This is a genomic window from Psychromonas sp. MME2 (genome assembly GCF_040566515.1).
In the GTDB taxonomy this organism is placed as follows: Bacteria; Pseudomonadota; Gammaproteobacteria; order Enterobacterales; family Psychromonadaceae; genus Psychromonas.
Genome location: NZ_JBEWXI010000002.1, coordinates 931,830 through 945,504 on the forward strand (window position 1 = coordinate 931,830; position 13,675 = coordinate 945,504).

Annotated in this window: 14 protein-coding genes and 1 pseudogene; 14 read left to right on the forward strand and 1 reads right to left on the reverse strand. The window is 38.1% G+C overall.

Translation table 11 applies throughout. The features are described 5' to 3' along the window. Positions 1 to 33: 33 nt before the first annotated feature. The 13 genes and pseudogenes from hfq to AB1A03_RS04710 all read left to right on the forward strand — a co-directional run bounded on the left by hfq (position 34) and on the right by AB1A03_RS04710 (position 11,752). Positions 34 to 261 (forward strand): RNA chaperone Hfq, encoded by a 228-nt coding sequence (hfq, locus tag AB1A03_RS04650; RefSeq protein ID WP_354623391.1) that lies wholly within the window; start codon positions 34 to 36, stop codon positions 259 to 261. 139 nt (positions 262 to 400) lie between these two features. Beyond that, positions 401 to 1,692: pseudogene (gene hflX / locus AB1A03_RS04655) on the forward strand (ribosome rescue GTPase HflX). A 101-nt stretch (positions 1,693 to 1,793) separates the two neighbouring features. Then, the gene (gene hflK / locus AB1A03_RS04660) at positions 1,794 to 2,969 is read left to right on the forward strand and encodes an FtsH protease activity modulator HflK (protein ID WP_354623392.1); all 1,176 of its coding nucleotides are present in this window, start codon (positions 1,794 to 1,796) and stop codon (positions 2,967 to 2,969) included. Continuing rightward, positions 2,969 to 3,835 (forward strand): protease modulator HflC, encoded by an 867-nt coding sequence (hflC, locus tag AB1A03_RS04665; RefSeq protein ID WP_354623393.1) that lies wholly within the window; start codon positions 2,969 to 2,971, stop codon positions 3,833 to 3,835. Before hflK ends, hflC begins: the two co-directional genes overlap by 1 nt. Before the next feature lie 738 nt (positions 3,836 to 4,573). Continuing rightward, positions 4,574 to 5,008, forward strand: coding sequence for a carbohydrate porin (locus tag AB1A03_RS04670; protein WP_354623394.1), 435 nt, complete (start codon positions 4,574 to 4,576; stop codon positions 5,006 to 5,008). Further along, a complete protein-coding gene (locus AB1A03_RS04675) occupies positions 4,956 to 5,831 on the forward strand; it encodes a carbohydrate porin (RefSeq protein ID WP_354623395.1) in 876 nt (291 codons plus the stop codon). Before AB1A03_RS04670 ends, AB1A03_RS04675 begins: the two co-directional genes overlap by 53 nt. 88 nt (positions 5,832 to 5,919) lie before the next feature. Further along, positions 5,920 to 6,087, forward strand: coding sequence for a hypothetical protein (locus tag AB1A03_RS04680; protein ID WP_354623396.1), 168 nt, complete (start codon positions 5,920 to 5,922; stop codon positions 6,085 to 6,087). Continuing rightward, positions 6,084 to 6,896, forward strand: a complete 813-nt coding sequence (locus AB1A03_RS04685) for a MalM family protein (protein ID WP_354623397.1) — start codon at positions 6,084 to 6,086, stop codon at positions 6,894 to 6,896. The genes AB1A03_RS04680 and AB1A03_RS04685 overlap by 4 nt, the downstream gene beginning before the upstream one ends. 294 nt (positions 6,897 to 7,190) lie before the next feature. Next, the gene (locus AB1A03_RS04690; protein ID WP_354623398.1) at positions 7,191 to 8,585 is read left to right on the forward strand and encodes a sodium-dependent transporter; all 1,395 of its coding nucleotides are present in this window, start codon (positions 7,191 to 7,193) and stop codon (positions 8,583 to 8,585) included. An 81-nt stretch (positions 8,586 to 8,666) separates the two neighbouring features. Beyond that, a complete protein-coding gene (locus AB1A03_RS04695) occupies positions 8,667 to 9,278 on the forward strand; it encodes a DUF6198 family protein (protein ID WP_354623399.1) in 612 nt (203 codons plus the stop codon). Positions 9,279 to 9,413: 135 nt separating this feature from the next. Continuing rightward, positions 9,414 to 10,760: a magnesium transporter gene (locus tag AB1A03_RS04700; protein ID WP_354623400.1), complete on the forward strand. Its 1,347-nt coding sequence runs from the start codon at positions 9,414 to 9,416 to the stop codon at positions 10,758 to 10,760. 30 nt (positions 10,761 to 10,790) lie between these two features. Beyond that, entirely contained in the window at positions 10,791 to 11,198 is a 408-nt protein-coding gene (locus AB1A03_RS04705) for a CorA family divalent cation transporter (protein ID WP_354623401.1), read from the forward strand. 29 nt (positions 11,199 to 11,227) lie between these two features. Further along, positions 11,228 to 11,752 (forward strand): CorA family divalent cation transporter, encoded by a 525-nt coding sequence (locus AB1A03_RS04710; protein WP_354623402.1) that lies wholly within the window; start codon positions 11,228 to 11,230, stop codon positions 11,750 to 11,752. 13 nt (positions 11,753 to 11,765) lie between these two features. Here the strand turns inward: AB1A03_RS04710 and AB1A03_RS04715 are convergent, their stop codons facing one another. Beyond that, positions 11,766 to 12,617: a LysR family transcriptional regulator gene (locus AB1A03_RS04715; protein ID WP_354623403.1), complete on the reverse strand. Its 852-nt coding sequence runs from the start codon at positions 12,615 to 12,617 to the stop codon at positions 11,766 to 11,768. 147 nt (positions 12,618 to 12,764) lie between these two features. Here AB1A03_RS04715 and rimK point away from each other — a divergent pair, with 147 nt between their 5' ends. Continuing rightward, entirely contained in the window at positions 12,765 to 13,670 is a 906-nt protein-coding gene (rimK, locus tag AB1A03_RS04720; protein WP_354623404.1) for a 30S ribosomal protein S6--L-glutamate ligase, read from the forward strand. Positions 13,671 to 13,675: the final 5 nt, after the last annotated feature.

Here is a 13,675-nt window from a genome sequence, read left to right on the forward strand (position 1 = left end):
TAGCTAATTAATAACAATAATAGGGAATAAAAAATGGCTAAAGGGCAATCATTACAGGATCCGTTTTTAAATACTTTACGCAAAGAGCGTATTCCAGTTGCTATCTATTTGGTAAATGGTATTAAATTACAAGGGCAAATTGAATCTTTTGATCAGTTTGTTATATTGCTAAAAAATACCGTAAGTCAGATGGTTTATAAACATGCTATTTCAACGGTCGTGCCATCACGTCCCGTGCCACCCATTCCTCATGTTGAATAGCCATTTAATCTTTCTGCAATTATTCTGTTTTGGCTTGTCTTTGTGCAAGCCATTATAAACGCTATTTTTTCTGACCTTTCCTCTGCTTGTGGTAAGATGAAGACTTATTTTTTGTATTTTTCTTATTTTGGAGCTCCATTTGTTTGATCGTTACGAAGCCGGTGAACAGGCTATTTTGGTGCACATCACATTTTCCGATGATAATAAAAAAGAGGATATTGATGAGCTAAAGTTGTTAGCAAGTTCAGCTGGTGCTAATGCCGTTGCAACGGTAACTGGTGCGCGTAAATCTCCCCATGCACGTTTTTTTGTTGGAACAGGCAAAGCGCAAGAGATAGCCGATACAGTGAGGGCCTTAGAGGCCGATGTGGTTATTTTTAATCATGCTCTATCACCCGCTCAACAACGTAATTTAGAAGCACTTTGTGAATGTCTGGTACTTGATGAACGGCACTTATATTGGATATATTTGCTCAGCGTGCTCGGACTTATGAAGGTAAATTACAAGTTGAGCTTGCTCAATTAAGGCACCTTGCAACACGTCTTATTCGTGGTTGGACTCATCTTGAGCGGCAAAAAGGCGGAATAGGTTTGCGTGGGCCTGGTGAAACACAATTAGAAACCGATAGGCGCTTGTTACGTGCCAGAATTAGTACCATTAAGTTGCGTTTATCGAAGGTTGAAAAACAGCGCGATCAAGGTAGACGTGCACGGCAACGTAATGAAATTCCAACTATTTCTTTAGTTGGCTATACCAATGCAGGGAAATCCACGCTGTTCAATGAGATTACCGGTGCGACTGTTTATGCCGCGGATCAGTTATTTGCAACACTCGATCCAACACTACGTAAAATTGATGTTGAAGATGTGGGGAATTGTATTTTAGCCGATACCGTCGGTTTTATTCGCCATCTGCCACATGATTTGGTTGCAGCATTTAAAGCCACCCTACAAGAGACGCGTGAAGCAACATTGCTTTTACATGTGGTTGACTGTTCCGATGAAAATTATCGAGATAACATTGATGCCGTGCAGAGCGTTTTGGCCGATATTGATGCCGGTGAGGTGCCACAATTAATGATTATGAATAAAATTGATGCATTGGAAGATGTTCAACCGCATATCGATTTTGATGATCAAGAAAAACCGCTGCGTGTTTGGTTATCGGCACAAAGTGGAATTGGCACTGATTTACTCTTTGTCGCATTAAAAATGCTATTATCTAAGCAGATCCGCGTGCTTAAATTAGCTATTCCCCCTAAGCAGGGAAAATTACGAGCGCTATTTTATCAATTAGAATGTATTGTTAATGAATCCTATGCGGAAAATGGTGATTGCATTTTAGATATCCGTATCAATAATGTTGAGTGGTCTCGCTTGTTAAAACAGCAAGGTGATGACCTTGAAGCGTATATAATTGAGAGTAAATAAACGTGAATGTTACATAATATGTCATGTTTTCTTTATTATTTGATAGAACATTGTTACATTGGCTTAATAATTTGTTTGTGTTACTAAATCGGGAGCTAAATATGGCTTGGAACGAACCGGGAAAAGATAAATATCAAGACCCGTGGAAAAATGATGAGAAGAATAAAGATCAGGGTCCCCCTGACCTTGATGTGGTTTTCAAAAAGTTAGGTGATACTCTGGGGGGATTATTTGGTAAAAAACCACCGACTAGAGGTGGTCAAAGTGGTGGGGGTAAGTTTCTTGCTATTGCTATTGCCGCTGTACTGTCGGTCGTTTGGTTTGCTAGCGGCTGGTATACCATCCAAGAATCTGATCGAGGTGTTGTACTACGTTTTGGTGCTTATCATTCTCAAGTAGAGCCTGGTTTGCATTGGAACCCTAAATTTATTGATAACGTTATTCCCATTAATGTTGAAGCATTTCGTACCATGCCAACCAGCGGTTTCATGTTGACTGAAGACGAAAATATTGTACAAGTATCTATGGAAGTTCAATATCGCATCATCGCACCGGAAAAATACCTATTTAGTGTAACTAATGCGGATAATAGCTTATTGCAAGCACTTGATAGCGCATTACGTTTTGTTGTTGGTCATTCAAGCATGGATGATACATTAACGACAGGTCGTGAAGTGGTTCGTCAAGAGACTTGGGAAGGATTAGATAATATCATTGCTCCGTATGATATGGGCATTGAAATTGTTGATGTGAATTTGCAACAAACGCGTCCACCCGAGCAGGTTAAAGATGCCTTTGATGATGCGATTGCAGCACAAGAGGATGAAGAGCGTTTCATTCGTGAAGCTGAAGCTTACGAAAGAGAAAGGGAGCCTATCGCGCGTGGTCAAGTTAAACGTATTGAACAGCAAGCTGAGGCTTATAAACAGGGGATTATTTTAAAAGCGCAAGGTGATGTTGCTAAATTTAATAAATTATTACCTGAATATAAAATAAACCCACAGGTAACCCGTCAACGTTTATACCTTGAAGCAATGGAGTCCGTGTTGGAAAATAGCTCTAAAGTATTAATTGATAATAATTCAGGTGGCAATTTGACCTTTTTACCACTTGATAAATTAATGACTAATAGTGGTGCTAGCACAGTCAAACAAAAAGTCGTTTCAGAAATAGAAACTCGTTCTCGAGCAGATGAAAAAGCTGGCTTAGATGAGCGTTCTTCATCAAAAGATAGTCGCCTACATAACAGTAGCCGTAGCACGGGGAGAGAATACTAATGAATAAATTATTAATACTACCTGTTTTGCTCGTTTTAGGCTTTCTTAGTAGTGCGTTTGTTGTATCTGAAGGTCACCACGGTATCGTAATGCAATTTAGCAAAGTGAAACGTGATGCTGAAGGTGTGCCACTGGTTTTTGCACCTGGATTACATTTTAAAGTCCCTTTCATTGATTCAGTAAGAACTATGGATACGCGTATCCAAACACTTGACGATCAAGCTGACCGTTTTGTTACTTCTGAGAAAAAAGATCTGATTATTGACTCCTATGTAAAATGGCAAATTGAAGATCTTGCTGTTTATTACTTAGCAACAGGCGGCAATAAATTACAGGCAGAAGCATTGTTAAAACGTAAAATTAACAATGGATTGCGTAATGAAATTGGTTCTCATACCATTAAAGATATTGTCTCTGGTAAGCGTGGTGAAGTGATGGAAACAGCGCTTAAGCGCATGGCTCGCTCAAGTGAACTTGGTATTAAAGTTGTTGATGTACGAATTAAAAAAATCAACTTACCAGAAGAGGTAAGCTCGAGTATTTATAAACGTATGCGTGCTGAGCGACTCGCGGTGGCAAAAGAGCACCGTTCACAAGGACAAGAAAAATCTGAGGTGATCCGTGCTAATATTGACCGTAAAGTATCTGTCATGTTATCGCAGGCAAATAAAGAGGCGGCTGAAATACGGGGTAATGGAGATGCTATTTCTTCTAAAATTTACGCAGAATCTTACCAACAAGACGCAGAATTTTTTGCTTTTCTTCGTAGCATGGAAGCCTATAAAAAGAGTTTTGCTAGTAAAGATGACGTGATGGTGTTAAGTCCTGACTCTGACTTCTTTAAATATATGAATCAGCAGAAATAGAACCCATTTTTTGTTGATAAAAGGCCCTGTGTTATATCGATGACATGGGGCTTTTTTTTGATTCATAATTAGTTATTAAAATAACTGAAAGTTTATATTTCACTTGCAACTCTGATCACTGAGCTCAGCTATGTAGCCATCGTAATGGGGGAAAGGTGAAAGTGTCCTATTGCTTGGATCAAATTAACGATAATTACCATTGTTTATGATAAGTGAGATAATAGGCCTTATGATTGCTAAACTGTTGTATTTTTATTTGTGATCTATATGCCCATGATACTTCAAGATACAGAGTCAGCAAGGAAAAATAGTACCGAGATGCTAAGCAAATAATTGAAGTATAGTTATTCTACATCGAGATTTTGTATAAAAGGGTAAGCCTAAATAGAAAAAGGGCGCATTGATAGCAAAAGTTAATAAAAGTAGTCGTTATGTTAGATATCCATCCTATTGTATTTATCCTAAGTTTTAGCTTTATTTTAGCCTTACTTCGTATTGTTTTTTTGTAGGTAATTACTCTGCCTTTTATAATTTGTTAATATCGAACATGGTGTGTATAGGATTAAAAATGTGATCTTTGATGTAAGCGCTTTCTTATGTGTTGATTTACTTCACAGAAAAGTCAGTAATTAATCTATATTATCTTTGTTAATTATTGATAAATGGTAGTTTATTATTAATTAGTTTAACTAAAAAGTAACATTGACAATTATATTATATGGAAATTACACTATGAAAATGAAAGCGCTTACAATTGCTGTTGCACTTGCGTGTACTGCAACTTCTGTTACTTCCTTTGCAGGAACTCCAAATTTTTCAGGTTATGGTCGATATGCATCAGAAGCTTCTGACGATACTATCTATGGCATTCAAGCTGATAACTCAAAGATAAATGGTGTCGGCCGTTTAGGTAACGAAGGCAACTGGATGGAGTGGGCACTCTCCCAGGACTTCGTTGTAGATAAAGCAACATTTGACATGAAAGTCATGCTTGACACTCCTGGGTTTGCTACATCGACTACTGCGGAGCAAAATGAAGATGGCAGCATTAAAATCGATGAAGGCTGGCGTAGCGCAGATGTTCAAGTCAAACAATTCTATGGTGGTGGTAAAGGGATTTTTGAATCGCAACCAGAAGCATATGTATGGGGGGAAACGCTTCTATGGACGTGAACAAACTGGCTTAAACGATTACTTTATGATGAGTGGCGATGGTGCCGGTGCTGGTGTTGATAACCTTGATTTTGGTTGGGCTAAATTTGATGCAGGTTGGATCCAAGGTGGTAATGGTGCTCTTAGTTCAAATCAAAATGATGGTAATATCAGTGCAATTCTATTACATCTACATGATATTAAAGTCGGTGAGAGCGGCAAGTTGAAATTCCGTACTACCTTCGCTGGTTTATCTGGTAATATTGCTGACGATCAAGATATTAAAAATGATACAGCAATGCAATTCTATACGGGGTATCACCATAGTTTATCAAATGGTTGGTTCCAACTTTCTGCCCGTTATGAAACTGATTCTCTTGCGTTATCTGGTGCAAATGCAGCGGGTTGGACAATTGGGGGTAACGCAGATCACGAAGCGGCTGGTTATATGTTGTTCTTAAATGGTGCCGTTGACTTCACCGAAATGGCTTCAATGGAATATGCCGCTGCGTATCTATATACCGATTGTAAAGATGATGAAGGTTGTGGTGATGCAAAATTTGATGATCAAATGGAATATAACGCCACGGTACGCCCACAAATTAGTTGGAATGAATATATGGCAACTGCTTTAGAAGCTGGTTATCAATATTCCCAAGTTGATAACTCCGATAATGATAGTACTGCTTGGAAAGTGACATTATCACAAAATTTCCAACTAGGTCACTTTATGTGGTCTCGCCCTGTAGTACGCTTCTATGCTGTAACAGGTTCAACAAAACATGTTAATAACAAGTCTGATGACACTAATAAGGTTGGGGCAATGGTTGAAGCTTGGTGGTAAGTCGTTTTATCTTCCACTCTAGCTAAAACTTAAGCTTCAAGGGCAACGAATTTAATTCGCTGCCCTTTTTAATTTAAAGGATTATATTTTGAAAAAGTTAGGGTGTTTTCTCGCAGCAGCATTACTTGCTGGCTGCTCTTCTAGTGGCGGAGTGTTTGATGTCAATAACCCATTCCGTACTTGGGATTCTCAGTTTTCAGGTCAGCATGAAATTACTGCAAAATTAAGATTGGACAGGCACTTCCTGTTGCCTTGAAAAATTTACCATTTCAATTAGCGCCATTGGAAAATACTATTCAAGTTGATATTACAGAGAAGTCACCCGTAGTTAATTTTCCTGAGGGAAAATCCTATGTTGCTCCACTCATGTTATCATCGTCATTGAATCAATTTACCTTTGAATTAGAAAGTTTAATTGGACGAAGTGTATTTGTGCCTAGTGTACTGTTTTTAGATGAAAACTTGCAAAAAGTAGCCCAAATGAATAGTCATGAGTTAATTACTGATGAATACCTGCGGATGAAGCGTGAATTTTCAGAGGAATTGGCTACAAAAATCCGTTATATTGTGGTTTACACTCGCAATGAGCTACTGGATAGTAAAACTGAGCTACCAAATCCTCGTAATGATTATGACATTGCTTTAGGTATGCAACCTGAAGATATGAAAAAATTCTATGCAAAAAATTCCGCATTAGGTCATTTGAACGTTAAAATTAGCAATGTATTTTTTGCCGCTCCAGCTGTTTTGCCGACTACTGGTGAAAGTGGTATTAAAAGTGCGGAGCATGATAATGTAACTTTATCAGTGAAGAAAACAGCAATTGATCCTCTTCCTCAGACTGTTGGTACAAGTGTCGTTGAAAGTAAATCCGATATAGTTGCTCAGCCTACGGCTATACCGACAATATTGCCCGATACCGAAGCCTTTTATCTTAAGCAAATCACTATTGCAGTAAAAGAAGATAATCTAGCTCGCGCCTGGAGTTTAGTTGAAGAGGCACAAAGAGCTGGATCAACGAAGGCAAAAGAGCATTATAAGAAAGAGATTAAAAATTTAAATTAATCTTGTATGTGAATGTAATTTTGGCAATATAACGCGGTACTATTTATTACCGCGTTTTTCTTCTTCCTTTTATCCCTCAGTTTACAGATTAACCTGAATGCACCATATTTTTAATGTTTATGATCTTTTTTGGTGCGTTTCCTTTTGATAATGAATCTTAAATAGACTGTTTGTTACTTTAAAATCGTTGTAGGAAATGTTTTGTGCCTGTTGTCTATTTGTAAAATAAATAATTTTATTTCTGGCCTACAAATTGCTATTGTTATGTTTTACATTATAAATGGAATATTATAAATGCATACAGAAACACACGTTTCCAATCGCTGGTCAAGCAGATACGCATACATATTAGCAGCAACTGGCGCTGCGGTTGGTTTAGGCAATTTATGGAAGTTTCCCTATATTATGGGCGAAAATGGTGGTGGCGCATTCGTTCTCGTTTATCTACTTTGTATCCTCTTTATCGGTATCCCCGTGATGATGGCCGAAGTGGCTATTGGTAAACGTGGTCGCTCTACACCAGCCAATGCTGCTGCGATGGTGTCGGTTGAGTCAGGGCACTCTTCACACTGGTCTGTGATAGGCTCAATGGGCGTGTTAGCAGGCTTTTTAATTCTTAGCTTTTATGTGGTTATTGCGGGTTGGGCTGCTGCCTATGTTTTATATGCGGGTACTGGTGAATTTAGTGCCGCTGCTGCCAATAGCACGACACATGCAGAAGCTATCGGCACGCTTTTTGGTAATCTAGTTAGCAGTATTCCACAACTGCTTATTTGGACGACATTAACGGTGGTTGCCGTTGTTTATGTTATATCAAAAGGTGTTAAAGATGGTCTAGAAACAGCGGTAACTTACTTAATGCCTGCACTGTTAGTACTGCTTATTTGTATTATGTGCTATTCCGCGATTGTCGGTGATTTTGCATCTGCCTTTGCTTTTATGTTTGATGTCGACTTTTCTAAGCTAACGATCAAAGGTGTATTAGTCGCACTGGGACATGCATTTTTCACGTTAAGTTTGGCCTCAGGTATTATGATGGTTTATGGTGCATATTTACCCGAAGGTGTCTCTATCGCTAAAACATCAATTATGATAGCTATAGCAGATACGGTTGTGGCATTGATTGCTGGTCTCGCTATTTACCCAATTGTTTTTGCACATGGTCTAGAGCCAAGTGCCGGTGGGTCCATTGTTCAGTCGTTACCAATCGCGTTTGGCTCTATGCCAATGGGTGATTTTGTTGGAACATTATTCTTTATCATGGTGGTCTTCGCGGCCTTTACATCGGCAATTGCATTACTGGAGTCTGCTGCGGCATACTTAGTAGAGCGCCAAGGTTTAACACGTGTTAAAGCTGCGATTATTGCTGGTAGTGGCATTTGGCTATTGAGTTTGGGTACGATTGGCTCATTAGCAGGAAGTGAATGGGCGCAAATTAATTTTGGTTTCATGGGCGGTAATATTTTTGATGCCCTTGATTATTTAACGGCGAATATATTGTTACCGCTAGGTGGGTTATTGATATCGGTATTTGCGGGTTGGATAATTAAAACTGAAGTTGTTAAAAGCGAGTTTAGTTTAGCGCCGTGGCAATTTAGTCTAGTCATGGTATTACTGCGTTTTGTTGCACCATTAGGTATTTTATTTGTCTTTGCTAATTCAGTGGGTGTGCTAGATTTTATCAGCTAGCCTGTGGTAACCATTAGTTATGTAATGACAAAGCCGCTTCAATTGAAGCGGCTTTTTTAATAACAGGATAAATAGAAGTCAATGTCTAAACGAATAAATGCTGATCAGCATTCCTATTTTGAAGATTTTCAAGCGATTGTGATTGCGACTTTATTGGTTGCATTAGGGATTAATTTTTTTAATAGCGCCGGCTTACTCCTTGGTGGTACAGCAGGCCTTGCTTTTTTAGGGCAATACGCATCAGAGTATAGTTTCAGTGTCATATTCTTTGCGATTAACCTTCCCTTTTATTATCTTTCTTATTGTCAACTGGGAAGAAATTTTACAATAAAAACATTTATATCAGTTTTGTTACTCTCTATTTTTGTCGAGTTTACCTCTGCCATGTTACAGTTTACTTTATTAAATTCAGTATATGCTGCGATTATGGGCGGGTTGTTGATTGGTTCAGGCTTACTCATGTTATTCCGTCACCAAGCAAGTTTAGGCGGTTTGAATATATTGGCACAATACTTATCTGCGAAGTATGGAATTTCCATCGGTAAATTTCAAATGGGGGTAGATTGCATGGTGGTTTTTCTTGCCATTTTTATTGTTGATTGGATGTCGATACTCTTATCAATAGTCGCTGCTGTATCTTTGAATTTAATCTTACTTGTGAATCATAAACCAGGACGTTATAGCGGAAAATAATAAATTTCCCTAATTTTGCGGCTATATTCATAATAATGTAAAACCATTTTTTCATCTATATTTAACTGATTATTCGTTATATATTACAAAACTGTAACATTTAGCTTACTGATTATAATAAAAAAGGACTCATTTATGTCGATTGAATTAATATCAGTTTACCTTGATAAAATTAATATTAAATTAGAAGAAAATACTGATTTAAATGAGCTTATTCAAGAGATCACCGATGAACTGCAACCTGAACAGATTGCTGTTTTATTAGAATCATTTCCATTAGTAATACGAGAAAAAATTTGGCAATCCTTTAGTTTAGAAACTCGCCAAGATATTTTTGTGGAAATGAAAACTGAGTCTAGACAACTGCTTTTAAATAGCTTTGATGATGAGTATTGTTTTCCTTTATTTGAAAAACTAGATGCTACTTGCCTTTTGGATTTATCTGAAAGCCTTAATGATCGATTTATAAATTACGCTATTAAAAATATGACTGCAAAGCAACGCAGTTTATATAAAAAAGCACAGGATTACTCCGTTGACGAAGTTGGGCATTGGCAGAATTTTCAGGATATTCAAATCCCTAAAAAGTTGAAAGTCTCATCGGCAAGAAAAATTTGTTCAGTGAATTTACCTGTTTTAACAGAGGTTGCTTATATTGTCGACGCTGACTCTGTTTTAATTGGTGATATAGCGATTAATCAGCTACTCAGTGCAGATCCCGACAGTAACATAACGGATCTTATGAACAGTGATTTTGAGGTTCTTAAAAGTAGCGATGATATCGATGATGCTGTCGATAAAATTATTTTTTCAGGTAAATCGGCTTTAGCGGTGATAGATGAGAATGGTTGTTTAACTGGACGCTTAGATCTGCATTTTGCTTATAAATATAAAGAACAAAAGAATGAGGATCTGATCACGCAAGCTGCGGGTTTAAATAACGAGGAAGATCTTTTTGGTAGTATTTGGTTAAGTAGTAAAAACAGGGCGGTTTGGCTTGGCATTAATTTGGCAACTGCCTTTTTGGCTTCATGGTTTATCGGTTTATTTGAAGCTACGATTCAACAAGTTGTCGCGTTAGCTGTGCTTATGCCGATTGTGGCCTCGATGGGGGGGATCACCGGAAGTCAAACGATCACAATTATAATTCGAGGTTTAGCGTTAGGGCAGATCACAAACAGCAATCGAAAAGATATTGTTAATAAAGAGTTAAAAGTTGGTGCTATTAATGGCGTATTATGGGCAATGGTGATTGGTATTATTACCTATCTATGGTTCGATCAATTTCTACTTTCATTAACTATCTTTCTGGCGATTTTAGGCAATATCATCATCGCCTCTTTATCGGGGGTTTGGGTGCCTTGGGTGTTAGATAAATTCAAAATTGATCCCGCTTTATCGGGCGCCGTGATATTAACCACTATTACGGATGTGTTTGGTTTTATTGCATTTCTCGGTCTAGGTACATTATTTTTAATTTAATCGCTATCAGCATAAAATAGGTGAGTTGTCATGGATAAGAAAGGCTTGATATATGGTTTTTACTTTAATGATGATAATGTTCGTGAAGTAATTGATTCGAGTGATGCAATTGATATCACTCGAATCCATTGGCTGCATTTTGATTATAGCCTGCCTGCCACTCGAGAGTGGTTACAAAATCAGAGTCAGCTAAATCCAGTTGTTATCAGTGCGTTGCTTAATGAAGAGACTCGCCCAAGGGCAACGATGCTCAACCAAGGGGTGTTAATCGCTTTACGTGGTGTTAATCTTGCCCCAAATAGTAACCCTGAAGATATGGTATCAATTCGTATATGGGTTGAGAAAGGCCGGATCATTAGTACCCGAAAACGATCGATCATGTCTGTTCATGATTTGGTGGAAGCTGTTAACAGGGAGCTGGGCCTACATCCCCGGTAGAAGTCGTCGTGCAATTGGTGGAGCGGTTAATGGCAAGGATGACTGACACCATCAATGATATCGAAGAGAAAGTATCTGAAATTGAAGAGACTATTTTAACGACAAGTACCTATGGTTTGAGGAGTGAAATTGCTGATTTACGTCGTCAGGTTATTTCGCTGAGACGTTACCTGATGCCACAACGTGAAGCTATTCAGCAGTTACTAAGTGACAAATTCACTTTATTTTCTTCGCAAGATAAAATTCATTTACGTGAAAGCGCAGATCAATTAATTCGTTACATAGAAGAGCTAGAATCGATAAAAGATAGAGCTGCAGTTTCACAGGAGGAGCTTAATAATCGCATCAATGAGCAGTTAAATAATCGTATGTATGTATTATCAATCGTCGCAGCTATTTTTTTACCACTGGGTTTTTTTACGGGACTATTGGGCATCAATGTTGGTGGTATACCCGGCTCAGATAATGTGGATGCTTTTCTCTATTTCGTCTTCTTTTTAGTGGTTGTTGTTGCATTACAAGTTATTTTATTTAAGAAGAAAAAATGGTTTTAAAGGGAAAGATTGTTTATATATTTACATGGCTAAATAGTTTTAAAGTATCTTCAATAAGCTCAATTTTTTCATTTTTGGCTAGATAATTTGCGTAAATATCACGCGAGTAAACTGGCGCATTGTTAACTAAATAGAGTTGCTTACTCGCCAAGTAGTGTTCGGTTAGCTGTCTTGGCAGGTAGGCACTTCCTCCAACCCCTAATAGGAAGTTAAGCGCGACTATAGGCTGATTTATGCAGTGCTTAGCTGCTGGTGCATCGTGGTAATCTCGCATATATTGCGAATTTATCGATTCACCATAATCGACTTTAACATAATTACTCAGCGTAAAGGGATGATTAACATTTTGTTGTTCGCTGGTAACTAAATGTAACGGTACCGTTGCTATTTTTTCCGTGATTAGTTCTTCAGCAAAAGTAGGTTCGAATAAAAAGGCAATATCAACGATACGGTTTAAAATATTTTTGCGCAGCTCGACAGGGTTGTAGGTTGCTGTTAATAGGCTAATATCGTCTCTATTTTTATGAATTTTTTGCAACCACTCTTGTAGAACAATATCCCAAATTGACATCATGGAACCGATCGCTAACTGTTGTGAATTGTTGTCTGTGATGCTTATATCTTGTTTAGTTTTTTGCCACATCAAAATGATTTCATTGGCATGTTTAATCAAGCGCTCACCCTCTGCTGTTAACTTTAGGTGATTTTGACTGCGATCAAATAACAAGACACCGAGTTCATCTTCAAGCAACTTTATACGCGCACTTACGGCGGATTGAGTGATAAAAAGCGATTCAGATGCTAATCTAAAATGTAATGTTCTGCTCACTTCAAGGAACGTTTTTAGTAATTCTATTTTCATCATTTTATTCACTTCATATAAGTTACATAAATGTTAAATGGATTGTAGCGAAATAGTTTTATTATATGGAGTTTTGTGAGTAGAATCCAAATCACATTCAATGTCCATATTATATCGTTATTCTTGGGCATATTTACTATTGAGATTATTATGAAAATTGCTATTTTATCAAGGAATGCGAACTTATATTCAACTAAGCGTTTAAAAGAAGCTGGCGAATTGCGTGGCCACGAAGTTGACGTCATAGATACTTTACATTGCTATATGGATATAACGAGTAGCCGTCCAACCGTACGTTATTATGGTGAGGAATTGCCTAAGTATGACGCAATTATCCCACGTATTGGGGCCTCTGTCACTTTTTATGGTACTGCTGTAGCAAGGCAGTTTGAGATGATGGGAACCTTTAATGTTAATGAATCCGTTGCTATTAGCCGTTCTCGAGACAAATTACGTTCATTACAACTATTATCAAGAAAAGGCATTGGTCTACCAAGAACCGGATTTGCCTGTAAACCGGATAGCGTTAAAGATTTAATTAAAAATGTTGGTGGTGCGCCTGTCGTTATAAAGTTATTAGAAGGAACGCAGGGCATTGGTGTGGTACTGGCTGACACCGAGAAAGCCGCAGAAAGTATTATCGAAGCGTTTATGGGGCTTAAGGCTGATATCCTAGTACAGGAATTTGTAAAAGAAGCCGGTGGCGCTGATATTCGTTGTTTTGTGGTGGGCGGTAAAGTGGTTGCTGCAATGAAACGTCAGGGGGCCGAAGGTGAGTTTAGATCTAACTTGCATCGTGGTGGTTCTGCAAAAGTAATTCGTTTGTCTAAAGCTGAAAGAGAAACGGCAGTTAATGCCGCCAAAGTGATGGGATTGAACGTGTGTGGTGTTGACCTATTGCAATCGGCAAGTGGTCCAATGGTAATGGAAGTTAACTCTTCACCGGGACTAGAAGGGATTGAAACGGCAACAAAAAAAGATGTCGCAAGCATGATTATTGAGTTTATTGAGAAAAATGCTGGAAATAGTTTAAATAAAACACGTGGAAAAGGATGATAAAA